This is a genomic window from Chryseobacterium artocarpi (genome assembly GCF_001684975.1).
Lineage (GTDB): Bacteria > Bacteroidota > Bacteroidia > Flavobacteriales > Weeksellaceae > Chryseobacterium > Chryseobacterium artocarpi.
Map to the genome: position 1 here is coordinate 40,146 of NZ_MAYH01000045.1, position 20,559 is coordinate 60,704.

Below are 20,559 nucleotides of genomic sequence, written 5' to 3' on the forward strand. Positions count from 1 at the left end.
ATGAATAATTTAGAAACATATCAAAACTTTTACTTCGTTGGAATCGGAGGTATTGGAATGAGTGCATTAGCACGCTATTTCAATGCGTCCGGAAAAAAAGTATTAGGTTACGATAAAACCAATACCAAGCTTACTCAAAATCTGATGAAGGAAGGAATCGATATTGTTTTCGAAGACCTTATTGATGAAAGGATCACTTCCCTTCAAAAAGAAGATACATTAGTAATTTATACCCCGGCAATTAAAACACTTGGAATTTTAGATTACTTCAATCAAAATCACTTTGAGGTTTTAAAACGTGCAAAAGTTTTAGGATTAATTACAGAAAATACAGACTGTATCGCCATAGCAGGAACCCACGGAAAAACGACAACGTCAACTCTGGTTTCTCATCTGTGCAAAGAAGCAGACCTGCCATTCTCATGCTTTTTAGGAGGTATTTCCGAGAATTTTAAATCAAACTTCTTGTATAATGGTTCTAAGTATTCAGTAGTGGAAGCAGATGAATATGACAGAAGCTTCTTGAACCTGTCTCCGGATTGGGCGGTAGTCACTTCTACTGATGCAGACCACCTGGATATTTATGGAGATAAAAGCCATATTGAAGAAGGTTTCAGACAATTTGCAGCTCTGGTACCGGAAGACAAGCAGCTGTTTGTAAGAAAAGGAGTAGAAATCGGAAGAGGACATAAAACTTACGCAGTAAATGAAAAAGCAGATTACTACTCAGATAACCTGAGAATGGATCATGATAAAATTTATTTTGACTTCCATACATCTACAGAAACAATAAAAGATTTTGTTTGGGAAATTCCGGGAATACATAATGTAGAAAATGCTACGGTAGCGCTGGCTATTTTGCATAATTTGGGCGCAGATTTTGATACGCTGAAAAAAGCAATTGCCAATTTTAAAGGAATTAAAAGAAGATATACCAAACATATCTACGAAAACGGGAAAATTTATATTGATGACTATGCTCACCATCCGACAGAAATCAATGCGGTAATGAGCTCTATTAAAACATTTTATCCGGATAAAAAATTATTGGTTGTATTTCAGCCACATCTGTTCAGCAGAACAAGAGATTTTGTGGATGGGTTTGCAGAAAGCTTAAGCAATGCTGATGAATTGATCTTATTGGATATCTATCCCGCAAGAGAACTTCAGGAAAACTTTGAAGGAGTTACTTCAAGCTGGTTATTGGAAAAAGTAACATTAGATAAAAAAGAAGTATCGAATTTATCTGATGCTTTTGAAAAAATAAAAGAAAAAGATTTTGATATCCTTCTTACAGTAGGTGCAGGAAACATAGATACACTGTACGATCCAATCTGTGAGTGGGTTGCAAAAATTTAGTATAAACGCAGTGATGCAAAGAAAGTTTAAAAAGTAAAATATTTTTTGGACGCAAAGGCGTTTCACTCAGCAAAGAAAATGAGTTAACAGAAATTTCTGTAAAAAGAGATGCATTAATAATAAAATTGTAAAATTACAGCCTTCGCTGAGTGAAACGCCCTCGCGAACGAAAAAAATAAAGATCCTTTGTGATCATAGCGTTAAAATAAAAACACAATGTATGAGAGAAAATGAAATTTCAGGTATTGTTTTCGATGCCGGAATTAAAATACATCGTGCGCTGGGGATAGGACTTTATGAAAATGTATATGAAGAATGCTTAGTCTATGAATTAAAGAGAAGAGGCTTAAATGTAGAATATCAGAAAAACATTGATATTCAATATGAAGAATTAAACATTTCTAAAGCGTTCAGAGTAGATTTATTAATTGAAAACAAAGTAATAATTGAAATAAAAGCAGTTCAGGAAATTAATGATTATCATTTCTTCCAGCTCTTAAATTATTTGAGAATAACAAATTTAAAATTAGGAATGATTTTAAACTTCCATTCAACGTTATTCAAAAATGGAGTAAAACGGGTTGTAAATAAATTATAAAGGAGAATAAAAATACTTTGCGCCTATAGTTTTTAAAGAAAAATATGAAAAATAAGTACAGAATATTAAAAATTGTTATCACCGTAATTATCCTGGGATTGTTACTGAGTTTCTCGTTGAAGAGATTCAGCCGCCAGAAGATTACAGACAATAATATTTCTGTAAAAATGAATGAAAAAACTCCGGTTTACTTTGTTGATGAAAAAGACATCAGAAATATTGTAAAAAAAGAAAATCCATCGGGAACAGTAGGAGATCTTAATATCCCTGCATTAGAGAAAAAGATTAATTTACTTCCTGCTGTAGATAGTGCCAATGTCTATCTGAACCTAAACGGTAAACTAAACCTGGATATCAAACAGAGGGTTCCAATTTTTAGGCTCAATAAAGATGGAAAAGACTTTTATGTAGATGAAAAAGGAGTTGAATTCCCAATTTCAAAAACCTATTCCCATCCTTGTATGTTGGTAACAGGTAATGTAAAACCGGATGAGTATGAGAAACTGGCAGAATTAGTTGGAAAAATCGACAAAGATGATTTCAGTAAAAAATTCTTCATCGGAATCTCAAAAAACAAAGACAGCTATAATCTTCTGACAAGCGAAGGAAATTACAGAGTAGAAATAGGAGATTTGGATAATATTGACTTTAAGGTAAAAGGATTTAAAACCTTTGTGGAAAAATACCTGGTCTATCAGGATCCACAAAAATACAGCATGGTATCGGTAAAATATCAGAACCAGATTGTAACGACCTTAAACCCTTATTTCAAGGAAAATGATAGTATCCTGAAAGCTGGTAAACTAGAAATGGCAAAAGCACCTGCGCTGGCAGCAACTGCAAAAAAGCCTGAAGTAAAACCAAAGGCAACTGAAGTAAAAAAAACAAGCTCGACTTCCATAAAACCGAAAGAAAGTACAAAACCAAAAACACAACAAAAGGAAACTAAAAAACCTGAAAAAAAATCAACGGTGCCGGCACAGTCTAAACCAAAGCCGAAAACCAAGGTAAAAATAGAGTAAAAGACAACCTCAAAAGGACAAATTAACACAAAAGCAGGATATAATCCTGATCATGGAAAAAGTAGAAAAAAATCAAATCGATATAAAAATGGAAAATCAAGAGTATTCAGTAGGTCTGGACATCGGGACAACAAAGATAGTCGCGATTGTCGGAAGAAGGAATGCACACGGGAAAATAGAAGTTCTCGGTGTAGGAAAAGCTAAAAGTCTTGGTGTTCATAAAGGTATTGTGAATAATATCTCACAAACAATTAATTCAATCAAGGCTGCAGTATCCGAAGCACAATCCAGTGCTGGGGTTCCTATCCGCAAAGTAACGGTAGGTATTGCAGGAAAACACATCCGTTCTCTGCAGCACTCCGATTATATTATGCGTGAACATCCGGATAAATTCATCACAGATGATGACATTGAAGCATTAAAAGATCAGGTCAAGAAGCTGGTTATGCTTCCTGGAGAAGAAATTATCCATGTACTTCCACAAGAATATAAAGTAGATTCCGAGGGGGAAATTCAGGAACCCGTAGGAATGCACGGTAAACGTTTAGAAGCTAATTTCCACGTGGTAGTGGGACAGATGGGAAGCATCCGAAACATTGCAAGATGTGTTCGTGAAGCCGGATTGGAAATGGAAGCCCTTACACTGGAACCATTAGCCTCTTCAGAAGCCGTTCTTACCAAAGAAGAAAAAGAAGCCGGAGTAGCAATCGTAGATATTGGTGGTGGTACCACAGATATTGCTATATTTAAAGATAATATCATCCGTCATACCTGTGTAATCCCTTATGGGGGCGGAATTATTACCGAAGATATCAAAGAAGGATGCTCAATTATTGAAAAACACGCTGAACAATTGAAAGTAAAATTCGGTTCAGCTGTTCCCGAATTGGAAAAAGACAGTACTTTTGTAACAATTCCTGGGCTTCATGGGCGACCAGACAAAGAAATTTCATTAAAAACCCTTGCACAAATCATCAATGCAAGAGTAGAGGAAATTTTGGAAATGGTAAACACAGAACTGAAGGCATACGGAGCTTTTGAGCAAAAGAAAAAACTGATTGCCGGAATCGTTCTGACAGGAGGTGGTTCAAACTTAAAGCACCTTCGTCAGCTTGCCAATTATACAACAGGTTTTGACAGTAGAATCGGTTTTGCAAACGAATATATTGCCAACGATAAAAATCAGTATCTGAAAGGTCCTGAATTTGCTACATCCATTGGGTTACTAATGGAAAGTTTGAAGATCAGAGACAAAAAACAGACTGTTGATGACATCGAAGAGACTGTAAAAGAACAAACTAAGCCTGAAGCAGCTCCTGTACAGGCTGAAACAGTTCAGCCAGTTCAACAGGCAGTTCCCGTTCAGGAACAACTTGTTGCAGATGAAAAACAGGAAATTAGAAAAGCGAAACTGACCTTTGGACAGTCGCTTATGGAAAAAGTAAAAAAATTCTTTGAAGAAGTAGAGTAGATTATAAGTGATAAATGATAAGCGATAAACGATCTTTTCCTTATCAATTATCAGAAATCAATTATCATTATTAAAAGTATAGTTATGGAAAATATAGGCACACAAGGATTTTCATTTGACCTACCAAAAGGAAATTCATCCATCATAAAAGTAATCGGTGTAGGAGGCGGAGGAAACAACGCGCTAAAACACATGTATGAAAAAGGGATCCACGGAGTTGATTTCGTGATCTGTAATACAGACGCTCAAACCCTTGATAATAACCCTGTTGCTAATAAAGTTCAGTTAGGAACTTCCATCACCGAAGGTCTTGGAGCCGGCGCAGATCCTGAAGTAGGAGAAAAATCAGCAATCGAAAGTATTGAAGATATCAAAGCCGCTATGGGACAGAACACGAAAATGGTGTTCATCACTGCCGGAATGGGTGGTGGTACAGGTACCGGAGCAGCTCCCGTTATTGCTAAAGTAGCAAAAGACATGGGAATCTTAACTGTAGGTATCGTTACCGTACCTTTCAGCTTTGAAGGAAAAAGAAGATTGGAACAAGCCGAAAACGGACTTGATAAATTAAAAAATAATGTTGACTCATTAATCGTTATCAATAATGACAAACTGAGACAGCAATTCGGAAACCTTGGATTCAAGCAGGGATTCTCTAAAGCAGATGAAGTGTTAGCGAATGCCGCTAAAGGAATGGCAGAAGTTATTACAGGTTACTTTGATGTAAACATTGACTTTAGAGATGCTAAATCTGTGCTTCAGAACTCTGGTACAGCTCTAATGTCTACAGGTACTGCTTCCGGTGAAAATAAAGCCGAAGAAGCGGTAAGAAAAGCATTGGATTCCCCACTATTGAATGACAACAAAATTACAGGTGCTAAAAATGTACTATTGTTGATCAGAAGTGGTGCAGAAGAGGTTACCATGGACGAAATCGGGATCATTATGGACCACATCCAGAAAGAAGCTGGAAATACTGCTGATATTATTTTCGGGGTGGGTGCTGATGAAGAATTAGGAGATGCAGTAAGCGTACTTGTTATTGCTACAGGATTCTCTAATGACAATAAGAAATTTGCAGGTCCTACAGAGAAAATCAGAATCAGTCTTAATGATAATTTAGAGACGCCAAAATCCTCTCCTTTTAAAACAAGAGAAGAAAGAGAGTCTGCTCCTGAAGTAACTCATGATTTCGGTGGAAAAAGCCTTTTCAGACTGGATGATGAAGATCATGACACTCCGTTCAATGTGACTTCTACCGAAAAAAAAATGATTATTGAGGAAGAGGAAATCAGAACTGAAATAAAATTCTTTGATAAAGAAGAAAATACCCCTGAACAAGGATGGAGAAATGAAGATGAGCAGGAAGAATACAGCCTTTCCATTGAAGGTGAGGAAGAAGATCCAAACGATTTGGAAATTCAGTCTTTCTCATTTGATTTCGACAATAAAAAAGAAGATCCTCAATCTGGTAATGTATTCAACAACAATTCTTCACAAGAGAAACCAGTTGAATTCAATTTCTTTGTTAATGAGCCTATCAGAAACGAACCTAAGACAGATTACGGACAGCCAAAAGCAGAGTTTAATGCTCCAACAAGTGCTGTAGCAGAACCTGAACAAAAAATTGAAACGTTCTACCAAAAACAAGAAGAAACAAAACCTGTTACTGAAAGCAGAACAGAAATTGAAACTCCAAAAACGGAAGAAGCTGGATTCACTTTTGTGAATAAAACAATCGACCAGGAAAGAGTAATTGAAAGAAGAAATAAATTAAAGGAATTCAACTCACGCTACCAAAGCTTTGACAGCACAAGCGAATTCGAATCTATTCCAGCTTTCAAAAGAAAAAATATCTCGATTGACGGAAACAATGCATCAGATCAGAATATCAACACATATCTATCTGACAACAATGGTTCTATGCAAATCAGAGAAAACAGATTTTTAAATAAAGACGTAGACTAATTAATATAACAATGTAAAAATGTACCAATGTAACAATATGTACTAATAATCATTGGTAAACTGTTACATTGATACATTGTTAAATTTAAAACTATGAGTTTAGAACATACAATAAGCGAAGCTATAAAAACAGCCATGAGAGAAAAGGACAGAGTTGCCTTAGATTCTCTTCGTGCCGTAAAATCTCAAATTCTTCTTTTACAGACAGAAGCCAGAGGAGCTGAAATTTCTGCAGAACAGGAGATTGCCATTCTTCAGAGAATGATCAAGCAACGTAAAGATTCTTTTGAGCAGTTTTCAGCTCAGGGAAGACAAGACCTTGCAGAAGTAGAAGAAGCTCAGATGAAAGTCATTGAAAAGTTTTTACCTAAGCAACTTTCTGCTGAAGAATTAGAAACAGAAATTAAAAATATTATTTCAGAAACCGGAGCTGAATCTATTAAAGATTTAGGAAAGGTAATGGGAGCTGCTTCAAAAGCATTAGCCGGAAAATCTGACGGAAAAAGTATTTCCGAGATGGCTAAGAAACTCCTTTCATAATGTGATATAAGTTTAGGGGTTCAGGTGGATTACTGATCTCCTAAACGCATATCTCATTCCATAACTAAGGATATACAACCTTTGCATATCGATTTGATTAAAGAAGCCCGGGACTTTGAGTCTCGGGCTTCATTTTTCTTGGGATATTCAAGTTTTTCATTCAGTTTCGAATAAAAAACTATAAAAAGAGTCTAACTACTACCATATTTCAGACAGTATTTAATGGGTTGATTGCTTGAGGGAAAGCCGTAAATGTTTTTTTCATGGTCGTCTGTTTTTCAGAATCATTTCAAATTTAATAATTATATTTTATTATTCCTAATTTTAATTCACATTTTTATGAATATTGTTATATTATTAATATTCAATTAATTTTATATTGACTAACGCATTGATAGTTATTATGTATTGAACAAACGTAAAGAAATGTTTAACTTTGTACTGATAAAAAAACAAAATATATGTATCCAACAGATTTAGTAATGCCTATGAAGGCTGAACTTACAGATAAAGGTTTTCAGGATTTAACAACTCCAGCTCAGGTAGAAGATGCTTTAAAGCAATCAGGAACTACATTATTAGTAATCAACTCCGTATGCGGATGTGCTGCTGGAGCTGCAAGACCTGGGGTAGTATACTCTTTAACAGGAGATAAAAAACCTGACCATTTAACAACTGTATTTGCAGGTTTTGATACAGAAGCTGTAGTAGAAGCAAGAAAACACCTTGCTCCATTCCCTCCTAGCTCACCATGTGTAGCTCTTTTCAAAGATGGGGAATTGGTTCACATGCTGGAAAGACACCACATTGAAGGAAATCCTGCAGGAGCTATTGCTGCAAACCTTCAGGCTGCTTATGACGAGTATTGCTAAGAAATAATAAGCTCAATAATAAACCGTTACATATTTTGTAGCGGTTTTTTTATTTAACTCCATAAAAAATTTTCTAAACATTCAAATATCATTATATTTGTTGGAATGGCAACAAAAGCACTTTTCAATACTGTGGTCAACTGGTTCATCCGTCAGAGGATAGATCAGATTCAAAATTTCATGGATCACCCCATTGAAACACAGAAAGGTATATTGTTTTCTCAACTGTTTCATGCAGAAGATACTGAATACGGTAAACTTCATGGTTTCAACTCAATTTCAAGTTATCAGGACTTTAAAAACAAGGTTCCTATTGTAACGTATGAGGATTTTGAACCTTTTATTGAAAAAGCAAGACAGGGACATAAGGATGTAAGCTGGCCCGGACTAATTAAGCATTTTGCAAAGTCTTCCGGAACTACCAATGCGAAGAGTAAATTCATCCCTATTTCCGCTGAAAGCCTTGAATATTGCCATATGAAAGCTGGAAAGGACATGGTGTCTATTTACGCTAACAATCACCCTGAAAACCAGCTTTTCAATTATAAAAATTTACGTTTAGGAGGAAGTTCTGAGCTCTATGCGGATTTTAATACGAAATTCGGCGATTTATCAGCTATTCTTATTGATAATCTTCCATTTTGGGTTGAAATTACAACAACACCGAGCAAGAAAGTTTCTTTGATGGGTGAATGGGAAAGTAAGCTAAGAGCAATAACTTCTGAAGTAAAAAATGAAGATGTAGGAAGTATCCTTGGAGTACCCAGCTGGATGATGGTTCTTCTGCAAAAAGTTTTGAAAGAAACTAATGTAGGAAGTATTTCTGAGCTATGGCCTAATTTAGAGGTGTTTTTCCACGGTGGAATTAGTTTTAAGCCCTACAGGGAACAATTCAAGCAGATCATCGGAAAAAACATCAATTACTACGAAATTTACAATGCCTCCGAAGGTTTCTTCGGAATACAGGACAGATCCAACAGTGATGAAATGCTTCTGATGCTTGATTATGGTATTTTCTATGAATTCATTCCAATGGATCAGTTTCATTTTTCAAATCCGAAAGTAGTGAGCCTTGAAGATGTAGAAGTTGGAAAAAACTATGCAATGGTTATTACCACCAACGGAGGTTTGTGGAGGTACCTTATTGGCGATACGGTTGTATTTACATCAACGAATCCTTTCAGAATAAAAATAACGGGAAGAACAAAACATTATATCAATGCCTTTGGTGAAGAGTTAATGATTACTAATGTAGAATCTGCTCTTTCAAAAGCATGTGAAGTAACAGGAGCACAAATTACAGATTTTACAGGAGCACCGGTATTTATGAAAGAAAATGAAGGAGGAGCTCATGAATGGATCTTTGAATTCAGCCAGTACCCTGATAATCTTGAGCACTTTATTGATGCTTTTGATCAGCATTTAAAGAAAATCAATTCGGACTATGAAGCGAAAAGATATAATAATATGACGCTGAGAAGACCAATTGTTCACATTGCAAAGGATAATCTCTTCTATCACTGGTTAGAATCTAAAGGTAAACTTGGGGGGCAGAATAAGGTCCCTAGGCTAAGCAATGACAGGGAATATATAGATCCTTTATTGGAAATGAACAAAGTCATGATGGAAAAAACTTAAGCTACAGTTTCTGATTTCATCATTAAAAATAAAAAACCGCAATTGAATTCAACTGCGGTTTTCTTTTTATTATTTACTTAAATCGTCTTTTAATTTCTTCGCTGCATCTTCTACTTTTGCCGCGCCTTTTCTTGCTGCTTCTTTAGCATCTTTTCCTGCTTCCTGAGCTCCGGACTTGATATCTTTACCTACTTTGTTTGCTTCGGTTTTAATATCCTGCCCTGCTTTATTCAGATCCTGTTTCGTCTTATCGGCTGTTGCATCAATTTTATCCTTAGCTTTTTGGGCAGCATTATCAATCTTTTCTCCGGCTTGATCTAATTTTTTATCAACGTTTTCTTTAGCTTCATTAACCTTTGCACTATCAACACCAGCAGGGGTTTCTGTAACAGTGGTTGTAGTTGTTGTAACTGATCCGTCCGGGTTTTCTACCTGTTCTGACTTTGTTGTAGATTTTGTACATGCAACAGTGAAAACTGAAATCACTATTGCTGTAAGAATTTGTTTTTTCATATTGTATATTTTTAAAATGATGATTGGTTTATTCTGTCTTCACATTAGTGGCTGGTGAAGATTCAGATGCCTTAGATTTTTTCTCAGCATCAGCTTTTTTCTTTTCTTCCTCGGCTTTAATTTTATTTTCTTTTTCAAGCTCTGCCTTTAATTTCTTTTCTTCTTCCAAAGCTTTCTGAACCTTTTTTACGGAATCAAGATACTGAGGAGAAGACATTCTTATTTTACGGGCAATATCCACTGTAACAGCTCCTGTTGAAAAAGAATCAATGGCAGTTGTATCATACTGTATCTTCACATCCTGCTCTGCTACAAATCCTGGAGTATCCTTCTTGGAACAAGATGTAATCAGAATGGTAAAAATAAAAATTGCCGGCAGTAAATTTTTCATGGAACTAATTTAGTAGAAATTCTGCAATTACAGGATAGTGATCCGATAATTTCACAGACTGATCTACTTTATAGCTTAGAGGAATAATTGATTTTGAACTGAAAATATAATCAATTCTTAAAGGTATCTTATAATCATGGAAACTGCTGGCACTCCCCTTTCCTGTCTTCACAAAGGCATCCTGAAGGTCTTTTCCAAGACTGTAGTATTCATATGAATTCGGGACAGAATTAAAGTCTCCTGCAACAATTACAGGGTAAGGTGAAGAGTCAATAGTTCTTCTGATTTTTTTAATTTGGTCTTCATGAGCCTGAAACGTAGGAATCATGTGAGACAGAAGTGTTGAGACATTTCCAATTCCGAAAGCATCAAGCTTTGTAAACATTGTTTTATGAAGTCTGAAAGGTTCAAGATAAACATTTACAATTCTGATGATCTTCCCATTGATATTGACGTCTGCATAGAAAGAGTTTCCTCTCGAATTATCTTCAATGATCTCAGCCTGTCTTATAATTTTATGCTTTGTTTTCAGGATTACTGAAGGATATTTTACCAAATCTTGTCTTACAGCACGGTTGGTATCTTTTTCCTGGACTAAAATGATATCCGGATCCTGAGCTTTGATATAGTCTTTTACTTTATCCCATCCGTATTCTCCATATTTAACATTAAAAGTTAATACTTTGATATCACGTACGGTTTTTAAATTATCTGTTTTAGGTGAGTAATTAACCCATCTTCTTATTGGATTAAAAAAAAGTAAGGTTCCCGCGGCAAAAACAATAGCAATTTTTTGCTTTTTGAATGCCCAGACCATCGTAAGAAGAAGATGCGCCAGTATCAGATACGGAAAGCCAAGGGATAAAAGATTAAGGTTCCCCAATAAATTAGGTGGAACCCAAGCGTTTCCCAGCGTGCAAAGCAGCAAAACGGCAACGGCAATATGTATAAATAGCAATATCTGATTCGACTTCATGAAAAAAACGGTCTTGGTACGTACTTTTCCAAGCAAAAATCTGACCAAGCCATCAATTTTTAACTATTTTTATGATTATTTTTCACTTAAAGACACCTCAGAAATCACCGGATAATGATCTGAAATACTGACAGAACGGTCAACAACGTAAGAAATTGGTGTCAACGATTTTGATAAAAAAACATAGTCTATCCTAATCGGAAATTTATAATCATGAAAACTTGTTCCGCTTCCTTTTCCTGTAAGTAAAAACGCATCATTCAAATTTTCAGAAACGTGGTAATATTCATAAGAATTCGGAACAGAATTGAAATCTCCAGCCACAATAACCGGATATGGAGAAGTATCAATAGCATTTCGAATTTCCTTTACCTGATCCTGGTGCTTTTTAAAAGTGGGAATTAATTTTTTTACAATACCCTTTACTTTTTCTTCATTAGCATCGTTGTTTCCATCAAGTTTGATCATCTCTTTTTCAAACTGAAACGGATAAAGATATACATCAATAAATCTATATGTTTTTCCTTTTATTTCAATATCTGCCTGAAGCCCGCTAGGTAACCAAATGTCTTTATCCTCAGAGTAAATTACTTTTTCATTGGATATTTTATATTTCGATAATATCGTTAAAAGACCATTTGAAGTAGTTCTATTGTACTCTTTTAATGAAGGATACGAAATTCCTCCATCTTCCTGTGTAAGAATAACATCCGCGTTTTGGGCTTTAAGGTAATTCAAAACCTCTTCTTTTCCCATCGTTCCAGCCTTGATATTAAAAGAAACAATCTTTAACGGACTTGAATTTTCGCTTTTCTCGGATGAAAAATTAACCCATCGCTTTACAGGATTAATAAACACTAACCCAATAAGCATAAATATAAATGCTCTTTTTTTCCAGCTGAATATCCAGAAAAAAATAAGGACAATATAAAGAGACATTAGGATAGGAAATCCCAGTGAAAGAAGGTTAAACCACGGAAATATCTTAGGTGGAATATAGGCATTTAGTAAAGATCCAAGCAATAGAAACAGAATTCCCAAATGCAGGATCAATATGATGAGTCGAAAAATTTTCACAAAAATTATTAATTGAATCTATACAAATGCTTTTTCCAAATCCGTGCCAAGATCCAGCCTACCAAAGCCCCACCAACGTGCGCAAGGTGAGCAATTCCTCCCCCATTTCCTGAAATTCCCAGATAGACAGAAACAACAATAACGATAGGAAGAAGGTACTTTACCTTTATCGGAACAGGAATAAACATAATTCCTATTTTTGAATCAGGATATAATGTTGCAAAGGCAGCAACTACGCCGAAAATTGCTCCAGAAGCGCCTACCATAGGGGTTGCAACAATACCTTTCAAACTTTCTAATAATTCTTTCTGCTTAAGAACAGCATCTGCATTTCCTGCAAATTCAACACTTGCACCGGAAAGATAAGCCCCAACATTAAATCCTAATTGTTGTAATTCACTTGAAAGTTGCTGAGCTTCAACGAAATTCCACAAATTAAATAAAAAGAAAGCACCTAAACCACTTAAGAAATATAGAATTAAATATTTTTTTTCTCCTAAAACCTGTTCCAAAATAGGACCGAAGCTAAAGAGTGTCATCATATTAAATAAAATATGCATAATACTTCCATGCATAAACATGTGAGTAATAATCTGCCAGGAATGAAAAAACGGTGAGAATGGGTAGAATCCGGCAAGGTATCCAATCACCTGATTCCCCATTAAAGATGTAACAATAAATACGATCACATTGATAATGATAATATTTCTTGTAATTGGCGGTATATTGTTAAACATATTTTCTAGAATTTGTTTTTAAAATCATTAAACGGAACTTCATAGAAGCATCTTTTTCCATCTGGCAAAAACTCAGGAAATCCTAAAGCTGTAAAGTCTTTGATAACCTGTTCTGCATCTTTTTTATAAATAAAATCAAACCTTGACTTTGATTGCATTTTACTCCATTGGTTATGATAGTACTGCAAAAATTCGTCTTCAGTCTTATAATCCAGAATTTCAAAAAGATTTTCAAGGAACTGCATTGCCTGCGTTTCTTTTAATCCTTCGGGAAGTGAATCTATTCTTAGTACACTTTCATGAGCAATTTTCATGTCAAACCCTAATTCCGGAAGATATTTTTTGAAAGATTCATACTTACTTTTCTCAATTTCATTCATATGATACTCTAAAGAGAATAAAAGTGCATGACTGTTTGTAGCTGATTTTCTGGTAGATTTATTGTTTTCTGATACCAATAATCGATGCATCCTCCCAAGGTCCAGCATCAGGGTTACATCTCCTTTATTGAACAACCAATATCCGTTGGGAAGCCTCATCAGATCTTCATCAAAATCTTCATCTTCAAATAAATTAATCTTTGAAGGTTCCGCAGTGATATTCTGATGGTACATTTCTGTAAGGTTCTGAATTTCTTCCGGATGTACTACATTTTTTTCTTCCAAAAACGGGTTGTAATCCCTGTCTACAATAATCTCCGGCATTTTGATAACACCGCTTCCACCACCGTTTCCTTTGCTTGGAATAGGTTTATTCATCATTTCATCCAACTCCGGATCCCTGTCAAAATCGAGACTTGGAGAAACATTATAGATTCCTAGCGATCTCTTAATTGTAGAACGAAGTAAAGCGAAAATAAGGTGTTCATCTTCAAATTTCACCTCTGTTTTTTGCGGATGAATATTCACATCTATTTTCTCCGGATCAAGTTCCAGATAAAGGAAAAATGAAGGAACATATCCTGGCTGAAGAAGACCTTCAAAGGCTTCCTGAACCGCTTTATTGAAATATGGACTTTTAAAATATCTGCCGTTTACAAAAAGGAACTGCTCTCCTCTTGCTTTTTTGGCGCCTTCCGGTTTTGCAACAAATCCATGAAGCTTACACCAGATAATATCTTCTTTAATAGGAATCAGAAGAGGTTGCAGCTTTCTTCCGAAAACATCTACAATACGCTGCATTTGACTTCCTTTTCTTAATCTGAATACCGCTTCATCATCATGAAACAGTGAAAATTCAAGTCCTTCATGTGCTAATGCAACACGTTGGAATTCATCGATTACGTGTCTGAATTCAATATTATTATTTTTCAGAAACTTTCTGCGTGCCGGAACGTTATAAAATAAGTTCTTTACCAGAAAATTTGATCCTTCAGCTGTTTGGGCAGGATCCTGAAATTGAAAAACACCACCTTCGATATAGATATTTGTTCCGATAGCGGTACCTCTCTGTTTTGTTCTCAGCTCGACCTGGGAAACGGCAGCAATAGATGCTAAGGCTTCTCCACGGAAACCTTTGGTTGCAATTTTAAATATATCTTCCGTTCCTTTGATTTTGGAAGTAGCATGTCTTTCAAACGCCATTCGGGCATCTGTTTCGGACATTCCCTTTCCGTCGTCTACCACCTGGATAAGGTTTTTTCCGGCATCTCTGATGATCAGTTCAATTTTCGTTGCATCTGCATCTATAGCATTTTCCAAAAGTTCTTTCACGATGGATGCAGGTCTCTGCACCACCTCTCCTGCTGCAATTTGGTTAGCTACATGATCCGGTAAAAGCTGAATAATATCTGACATAAAAACGTAAATCAACTTACAAAAATAGTCAATGAAAACGGGAATAAAAATATTAAAACGGTGAATTAATATTTAATTATCAACATTTTTACCACATTTATCCCCATCATCTTTTTTAATGATTGTAACGACAGGCGTTAGCAAGGGTCGGGATTTAGTTTTGTTACTTTCGATTTTATGATATCAAAAACCTGATCGCTGTTTTTTTACAGACAGAGATCTCATTGTATTCAGGATTAAAAAACGCCCCCTTTCCATAGAGAAAAAGAGGGCATTCACAGCTAGTTTATACAAAAAATTAATAGTGATATTTACTTTCACCTAATATTTCAGTCTTCAAAAACAAGTTTTCTTTTCTTCTTGCTTTTAGGGATACCGTGGATTTTTTCATACAGATAAGCTAAAAGATTAGGTTTTCTGTAGATCCTGTTGTATCTGTATTTAGTATTAAAGTGTCTTACATGAATTTTATAGGCGTCATACCCTATGACAACAAGAAGACATATACTGATTACATAGAATACTCTAAATTCTAAGTAATAATAAGTTAACCCAGAGAAAACAGCCCCCAGCACATACGCAAGCATAATACTCGACAGTAGTTTTGCTCTTCCGATTAGCTCTCCGTTTTTTCTATATTTCTTTTGGGTAAACATAGAAACTAAAATCCCTAAATCGGTAGTAGTTCCCGTAAGGTGAGTGGTTTTTACAGAGAAGTTGGAAATACTCGCCGTTAAACCATTCTGTAGCCCTGTTGCGAAAAGCATAATTGCTACCAGTACTTCTGTTTCTTCCAATGTTTTCCGGTAGTAGAGCTGTCCATATACTCCAACACCAAATAAACATATTATTTCCAATACAAGAGGCATTGCATGAGCAAAATACTTACTCTTTTTATTGAAGTTAATTACAATAAAGTTGGATAAAAAGCTTCCGAAGAAGAATAAAAAGATCCAACTTGCCATTACTGCAACCTGAGACCAGTTTCCTTTACTGATTTCTGCCGCCAGAATAGCATAATGTCCTGTCACGTTTGATGTGAAAGAGAGGAAGATAAGTAGGGATGCTATATTTATAGTACCTGCCGTGAAGGCAGTCAGCGTCCCCAATCTGATATTGTCTCCCAGTGTCCTGCTGTTACTATAATTTCTTAACATTTTCTATATTTTTAAATTGTGTTTCTATTTTTAAGCTTCCACAAAGATCTCTGCAAGCCTACCTCTTTCCGGAAGTCTTTCTCTTATCTCAATCGCTATATCCTGAGATGTAAGATCTTTGCATTTTTTTATATAAGGCGTAATATCAAACTTACCTTTACCCTTGCTTTTAATGGATGAAGAATAATAAGCTTCTTCAATATTTTCTGCTTTTACATACTGATTGAATGTTCTTTGAAAACTTCCTGTAAAAACATCGCAGATGATCTTGTTAACCAGATGAGGATATTTATTTTTGATAATTCCATAACCATCACAGAATTCTTCAGGTCTGATTTTGTTGAAAACCGTAGTTTTTGTATTGAACAAAAGATCTCTGATAGAATCTCCGGAATCATATCCTGAAGTTAGAATGATATTATATTGGTTCTGATCTTCTGAAGCGTCCTTCTCTTTTAATACTTTTTTTAATATGTTTAATGACTCAAGAGAATAATCTGTAGCAATTAAAATTGTTTTAGCCATGTTCTTATTATTTTGTTTTGTGTTGATCTTTTTTGATGATACAAAACTAGAACGGTCAGATTAGAAGATCTTTGGAACGGAATTAAAATGTCATTAAAGAGATTAAAATGAGATTAGAAAATTGTTAATGCGAATTAATATGGGAAAAATAGCAGCAAACAAAACAATACAAAATATTGATTATCAATAATATAAATCAAATTAATGTTTTTTTGCAGATAAAATATGAGGTTTTCAAGTATTACATTGAGATTTTTAAGCCACTAATGCACGAATAAATAATTCCTATAATATATCGGCTGATCTAAAAATGATTAAAAATAGTGATATGTGGTTCTTTAGCAATAAAGATCCTTTCAAAGCATTTTCATGAAGTCTCTGATCTCTTTTATTTTCAGCTTTATACTGTTTCTTTTTGTGTACTGTAAAAGTTTGGAAAACGCATTTGTACGGTTGTGCCTTGATTTTCATTGGAAGTGACAATCAATTCTCCATGATGCATTCTTACGATGTTTCTTGCTAATGGAAGCCCGATTCCGTAGCCTTCGTAATTATTGGTATTAGAAGCCCTGAAAAACGGATCATAGATTTTATTCATTTCTTCCTGAGGAATTCCGATGCCGTTATCCTTCACAATGATATAAACATCAGTATCTGTAGCCCCAAGGGAAACTTTTACCTGCTGAAAATTAGAATATTTACATCCATTACTGATAATATTGGCAACAGCAAGGTGAAGCAGCTGTTCATTCCCTTGCACTTTCAGTTTTTTAGGATTATCTGGAAGCATATTGATATCCAGGTAAATATTATTTCTGGTATCAATTCTTCTAAGTGTTTCGATTACATCCCAAAGCAGCTGATCAATTCTCACTTTATCCATTTTCTGGATTTTCCCATCGAATCCGGTTTGCGCAATCATGAGAAGAGCCTTGATTTTTTTATCAAGTTTTTCTGCTTCATCCAGAATAATTTCCAGCGTTTCTTTATACTCGTCGGGTGTCCTGCTGATAGAAAGGGCAACATCAGCTTCTCCCATGATAGACGTCAAAGGGGTTCTCAGTTCGTGAGAAACATTTCCGATCAGGTGATTTTGGGTTTCAAAAGAGGTTTCAATCCTGTTGAGCATATCATTGAAGGTGTCTACCAGCTCATTCAGTTCTTTGTTATCAGGTTGAGATTCCAGTCGAAGGTGAAGATTTTCAGAACTGATTTCTTTTACCTTTCCTGTAATTTTAAGAATAGGTCTGAAAAGTGTTTTCGACAGATAAAATGAAAATATCATACTGAAGAACAACGACAATACAATACAGGTAAGCAAGGTTCTTTTCAGGAATCCAAGATAATAGATTACATAATGGTTTTTGGCAGAAGCAATGGCAATATAATCTTTATCGTCATATTTGAAACTCTGACCAATATAATAGAATTCTTTATCGTTGAAGTTATCTTCTCCTTTTTTGAGAATATTTTTAAAAAAATAATCCGGAATATGAACTTCTTTTGAAATTTTTTTGAAATTAGAATCTGAAGGAACGGCAAAAACATAGTCTTTTTCCATTGGAAGTTCCTCATCATTCAGGCTGCTGAGAATATAATTTTCTGGGAGATCCAGATGATCTTTACTTTTTTCGATCTGAACAATGGTTGCTGTACGGATCTTTAGAAGTTCATAGAACCTCTGATGGGAAAAATTAACGATTGAAAAGTAAACCAAACCACTGAACAACAGAATAATGGCAGTAAAAACCAACATTAAAAGCACCATCGTTTTGGTCTGATTTGTAATGACTTTATTAAACATTCATTAATTTTTTTTCAAAACGTAACCCATACCTATCACCGTATGAATCAGTTTATTATCATCCTGACTATCTAGTTTTTTCCTTAAATAGTTTACATAAACGTCCACTACGTTAGTTCCCAGTTCATAGTTTACCCCCCATACAGCATCTAATATTTCAGCTCTGGAGATTACCTTTTCAGGGTTATTGAGGAAATAAAGCAAGAGTTTATACTCTGTTGAAGTAAGGGTTATTTCTTCTCCCCCGCGGGTTACCTTTTTTGTGTAATCATTTACAACAAGATCAGAAAACTGAAATACGTGTTCATTATCCGGTTCAGGTTCTACAGTTTCTTGTGGTCCGTTATTGTTACTCCTTCTCAAAAGAGATTTTACACGTGCTACCAGTTCGATAAACTTGAAAGGCTTTACCAGATAATCGTCTCCTCCGCTTTCCAGACCAAGTACAATATTTTCAGAAGTTCCCAGGGCTGTCAAGAACAAAATCGGAACACTTTGATTCGTTTTTCTAATCTCCTTACAGACATCCAAACCGTTCATTTCCGGAAGCATAATATCTAAAATCACCAAATCAAAGTCGTTTGCATGTACCAGCTGTACACCCGTACGTCCGTCAAAAGCTACAGAAATTTCGTATCCGTTTTCCTGAAGTCCTTTTTTAATAAAAGATACGACGCTTGTTTCGTCTTCGATAAGAATAATTTTTTTCATAAATGAAATAAGGAGTTTTACAAAAATAGGGAAATTTTATTGGGATAGGCAAACCTGAAATATATTGAAAGGAAAAAGGGAGATTTAAAGATTAGAACCTCTTGCAGACGAGCTATGACCTTAGTTTAAATGGATTAGATTTTAACGCAAAACGCGCAAAGGATTTTCAATATATAGATATAAATGAGCGCAATGGCGTTTCACTCAGCGATGATCGCATTCTTAGATGAACGAAGTGCTTCTGAGATCAAAAAATAAAGCAGTATACTTAATAAACTTGCGAACCTCGCGCTTTTACTTTTTACACTTCTTATCATTTTACCTTTTTGTGAATTCCTCGTTCTACCATACAACCTATATAGAATAATATTACCTTTGTCTTTCATTGAATACACATGAATGATTTTTTAATAGGCATCGGAAAGAGATTAAAGGATATCAGAAAGAAGAACAATCTTACCATTAATGAATTGGCTTTCAGAGCTAATGTCAGTAATGGTCTTGTTTCCCGCATTGAAAATGGAAGAACAATTCCTTCTCTTCCTGTTTTATTAGATCTGATTCAGTCTTTGGATATTGATGCCAGCTATTTCTTTGAAGGCGTAGAGAAAAAATCCAATGCAAAATTCATTTATGTTCCTAAGGAAAGCCAGCAGGCTATAGAGAAAGAAGTTGAGGCTGAAGGCTTTAAATATATGCATATCTTCAGTAAAAGTCTTCATTCCTTAGGTTTTGAAGCCGTATTGCTTACTCTTGAGCCTAATTCTAAAAGAGAAAAAGTAATTACCGATGCCTGGGAGTTCAAATATATTCTGAAAGGCGAAGTAAAATACATCATTGATAATGAAGAGGTTATTATGAAAGAAGGTGACTCTTTATATTTTAATGGAAAATTTCCGCACGTTCCCGTAAGCATCAGTAACGAAAGCTGTGTGATGCTTGTTCTTTATTTTTATACTGCGTAGAATCAAGTTTTGCCACGAATACACGAATTTATTTAAAAACTTTTTATATTCTATGTTCCTATGTGGTTAAATCATTATAGATACATAGCTTAAAAGTTTTGTATCTATTATTACATTGGTGCATTCGTGGCAAAAAAAATATTACATCAGTAACTGAGCAACTATACCTAACAAAAAAGTTTACTATTTGTAAACTTTTACTTTTCTCATTTTTGATTAAAATGAACGGTATGTTAATCAAAAATTCCTTTTTAATAGAAAACTCAGATTCCAAAAAGCAGAACACAAATCATCTATAAGCATTTATAAATAAGCAATTTATTAAATAAAACAAATAATTATCTCTTCTTTTCACAAAGGTTGAGAAAGTAAACTTTGGGTAATAAACCGCCTTGATTTGTTAAACAATACTTAATACGAAATATTTATATATATTAAA

Annotated in this window: 19 protein-coding genes; 9 read left to right on the top strand and 10 right to left on the bottom strand. The window is 34.9% G+C overall.

Annotated elements, in window-relative coordinates; all coding sequences use genetic code 11:
• From murC to BBI01_RS14985, 8 genes are all read left to right on the top strand, one after another.
• Window positions 1-1,359, top strand: coding sequence for a UDP-N-acetylmuramate--L-alanine ligase (murC, locus tag BBI01_RS14950; protein ID WP_065395462.1), 1,359 nt, complete (start codon window positions 1-3; stop codon window positions 1,357-1,359).
• Between the two features lie 220 nt (window positions 1,360-1,579).
• A complete protein-coding gene (locus BBI01_RS14955) occupies window positions 1,580-1,957 on the top strand; it encodes a GxxExxY protein (protein WP_065395463.1) in 378 nt (125 codons plus the stop codon).
• Between the two features lie 44 nt (window positions 1,958-2,001).
• Window positions 2,002-2,979, top strand: coding sequence for a cell division protein FtsQ/DivIB (locus BBI01_RS14960; protein WP_065395464.1), 978 nt, complete (start codon window positions 2,002-2,004; stop codon window positions 2,977-2,979).
• Window positions 2,980-3,067: 88 nt separating this feature from the next.
• Window positions 3,068-4,450, top strand: a complete 1,383-nt coding sequence (gene ftsA, locus BBI01_RS14965; RefSeq protein WP_065395974.1) for a cell division protein FtsA — start codon at window positions 3,068-3,070, stop codon at window positions 4,448-4,450.
• Window positions 4,451-4,534: 84 nt separating this feature from the next.
• Entirely contained in the window at window positions 4,535-6,418 is a 1,884-nt protein-coding gene (gene ftsZ / locus BBI01_RS14970; RefSeq protein WP_065395465.1) for a cell division protein FtsZ, read from the top strand.
• A gap of 93 nt (window positions 6,419-6,511) precedes the next feature.
• Window positions 6,512-6,958: a GatB/YqeY domain-containing protein gene (locus BBI01_RS14975; protein ID WP_065395466.1), complete on the top strand. Its 447-nt coding sequence runs from the start codon at window positions 6,512-6,514 to the stop codon at window positions 6,956-6,958.
• A 461-nt stretch (window positions 6,959-7,419) separates the two neighbouring features.
• The gene (locus tag BBI01_RS14980; protein ID WP_027372869.1) at window positions 7,420-7,830 is read left to right on the top strand and encodes a BrxA/BrxB family bacilliredoxin; all 411 of its coding nucleotides are present in this window, start codon (window positions 7,420-7,422) and stop codon (window positions 7,828-7,830) included.
• A gap of 105 nt (window positions 7,831-7,935) precedes the next feature.
• Complete coding sequence (locus BBI01_RS14985) at window positions 7,936-9,468, top strand: GH3 auxin-responsive promoter family protein (protein ID WP_065395467.1); 1,533 nt, start codon at window positions 7,936-7,938, stop codon at window positions 9,466-9,468.
• Window positions 9,469-9,537: 69 nt separating this feature from the next.
• Here BBI01_RS14985 and BBI01_RS14990 read toward each other — a convergent pair whose 3' ends face one another.
• The 10 genes from BBI01_RS14990 to BBI01_RS15035 all read right to left on the bottom strand — a co-directional run bounded on the left by BBI01_RS14990 (window position 9,538) and on the right by BBI01_RS15035 (window position 19,155).
• Complete coding sequence (locus tag BBI01_RS14990; protein WP_065395468.1) at window positions 9,538-9,981, bottom strand: hypothetical protein; 444 nt, start codon at window positions 9,979-9,981, stop codon at window positions 9,538-9,540.
• 28 nt (window positions 9,982-10,009) lie between these two features.
• Window positions 10,010-10,372, bottom strand: coding sequence for a hypothetical protein (locus BBI01_RS14995; RefSeq protein ID WP_065395469.1), 363 nt, complete (start codon window positions 10,370-10,372; stop codon window positions 10,010-10,012).
• Between the two features lie 4 nt (window positions 10,373-10,376).
• Window positions 10,377-11,348, bottom strand: coding sequence for an endonuclease/exonuclease/phosphatase family protein (locus tag BBI01_RS15000; protein WP_065395470.1), 972 nt, complete (start codon window positions 11,346-11,348; stop codon window positions 10,377-10,379).
• A gap of 75 nt (window positions 11,349-11,423) precedes the next feature.
• Window positions 11,424-12,425 (bottom strand): endonuclease/exonuclease/phosphatase family protein, encoded by a 1,002-nt coding sequence (locus tag BBI01_RS15005; protein WP_065395471.1) that lies wholly within the window; start codon window positions 12,423-12,425, stop codon window positions 11,424-11,426.
• Window positions 12,426-12,433: 8 nt separating this feature from the next.
• Window positions 12,434-13,162 (bottom strand): rhomboid family intramembrane serine protease, encoded by a 729-nt coding sequence (locus BBI01_RS15010; RefSeq protein ID WP_065395472.1) that lies wholly within the window; start codon window positions 13,160-13,162, stop codon window positions 12,434-12,436.
• Window positions 13,163-13,167: 5 nt separating this feature from the next.
• Entirely contained in the window at window positions 13,168-14,958 is a 1,791-nt protein-coding gene (mutL, locus tag BBI01_RS15015) for a DNA mismatch repair endonuclease MutL (protein WP_065395473.1), read from the bottom strand.
• A 329-nt stretch (window positions 14,959-15,287) separates the two neighbouring features.
• A complete protein-coding gene (locus tag BBI01_RS15020) occupies window positions 15,288-16,115 on the bottom strand; it encodes a YoaK family protein (protein WP_065395474.1) in 828 nt (275 codons plus the stop codon).
• A 30-nt stretch (window positions 16,116-16,145) separates the two neighbouring features.
• A complete protein-coding gene (locus BBI01_RS15025) occupies window positions 16,146-16,640 on the bottom strand; it encodes a hypothetical protein (RefSeq protein ID WP_065395475.1) in 495 nt (164 codons plus the stop codon).
• A 400-nt stretch (window positions 16,641-17,040) separates the two neighbouring features.
• A complete protein-coding gene (locus BBI01_RS15030; RefSeq protein WP_065395476.1) occupies window positions 17,041-18,444 on the bottom strand; it encodes a sensor histidine kinase in 1,404 nt (467 codons plus the stop codon).
• Between the two features lie 3 nt (window positions 18,445-18,447).
• A complete protein-coding gene (locus BBI01_RS15035; protein ID WP_065395477.1) occupies window positions 18,448-19,155 on the bottom strand; it encodes a response regulator transcription factor in 708 nt (235 codons plus the stop codon).
• A 395-nt stretch (window positions 19,156-19,550) separates the two neighbouring features.
• Here BBI01_RS15035 and BBI01_RS15040 point away from each other — a divergent pair, with 395 nt between their 5' ends.
• The gene (locus BBI01_RS15040) at window positions 19,551-20,120 is read left to right on the top strand and encodes a helix-turn-helix domain-containing protein (RefSeq protein ID WP_065395478.1); all 570 of its coding nucleotides are present in this window, start codon (window positions 19,551-19,553) and stop codon (window positions 20,118-20,120) included.
• The last annotated feature ends 439 nt before the right edge of the window (window positions 20,121-20,559 follow it).

Coding starts and splice junctions, on each gene's coding strand:
- murC (WP_065395462.1), top strand. CDS start 1: ATGAATAATTTAGAAACATATCAAAACTTTTACTTCGTTGGAATCGGA.
- BBI01_RS14955 (WP_065395463.1), top strand. CDS start 1,580: ATGAGAGAAAATGAAATTTCAGGTATTGTTTTCGATGCCGGAATTAAA.
- BBI01_RS14960 (WP_065395464.1), top strand. CDS start 2,002: ATGAAAAATAAGTACAGAATATTAAAAATTGTTATCACCGTAATTATC.
- ftsA (WP_065395974.1), top strand. CDS start 3,068: ATGGAAAATCAAGAGTATTCAGTAGGTCTGGACATCGGGACAACAAAG.
- ftsZ (WP_065395465.1), top strand. CDS start 4,535: ATGGAAAATATAGGCACACAAGGATTTTCATTTGACCTACCAAAAGGA.
- BBI01_RS14975 (WP_065395466.1), top strand. CDS start 6,512: ATGAGTTTAGAACATACAATAAGCGAAGCTATAAAAACAGCCATGAGA.
- BBI01_RS14980 (WP_027372869.1), top strand. CDS start 7,420: ATGTATCCAACAGATTTAGTAATGCCTATGAAGGCTGAACTTACAGAT.
- BBI01_RS14985 (WP_065395467.1), top strand. CDS start 7,936: ATGGCAACAAAAGCACTTTTCAATACTGTGGTCAACTGGTTCATCCGT.
- BBI01_RS14990 (WP_065395468.1), bottom strand. CDS start 9,981: ATGAAAAAACAAATTCTTACAGCAATAGTGATTTCAGTTTTCACTGTT.
- BBI01_RS14995 (WP_065395469.1), bottom strand. CDS start 10,372: ATGAAAAATTTACTGCCGGCAATTTTTATTTTTACCATTCTGATTACA.
- BBI01_RS15000 (WP_065395470.1), bottom strand. CDS start 11,348: ATGAAGTCGAATCAGATATTGCTATTTATACATATTGCCGTTGCCGTT.
- BBI01_RS15010 (WP_065395472.1), bottom strand. CDS start 13,162: ATGTTTAACAATATACCGCCAATTACAAGAAATATTATCATTATCAAT.
- mutL (WP_065395473.1), bottom strand. CDS start 14,958: ATGTCAGATATTATTCAGCTTTTACCGGATCATGTAGCTAACCAAATT.
- BBI01_RS15020 (WP_065395474.1), bottom strand. CDS start 16,115: ATGTTAAGAAATTATAGTAACAGCAGGACACTGGGAGACAATATCAGA.
- BBI01_RS15025 (WP_065395475.1), bottom strand. CDS start 16,640: ATGGCTAAAACAATTTTAATTGCTACAGATTATTCTCTTGAGTCATTA.
- BBI01_RS15030 (WP_065395476.1), bottom strand. CDS start 18,444: ATGTTTAATAAAGTCATTACAAATCAGACCAAAACGATGGTGCTTTTA.
- BBI01_RS15035 (WP_065395477.1), bottom strand. CDS start 19,155: ATGAAAAAAATTATTCTTATCGAAGACGAAACAAGCGTCGTATCTTTT.
- BBI01_RS15040 (WP_065395478.1), top strand. CDS start 19,551: ATGAATGATTTTTTAATAGGCATCGGAAAGAGATTAAAGGATATCAGA.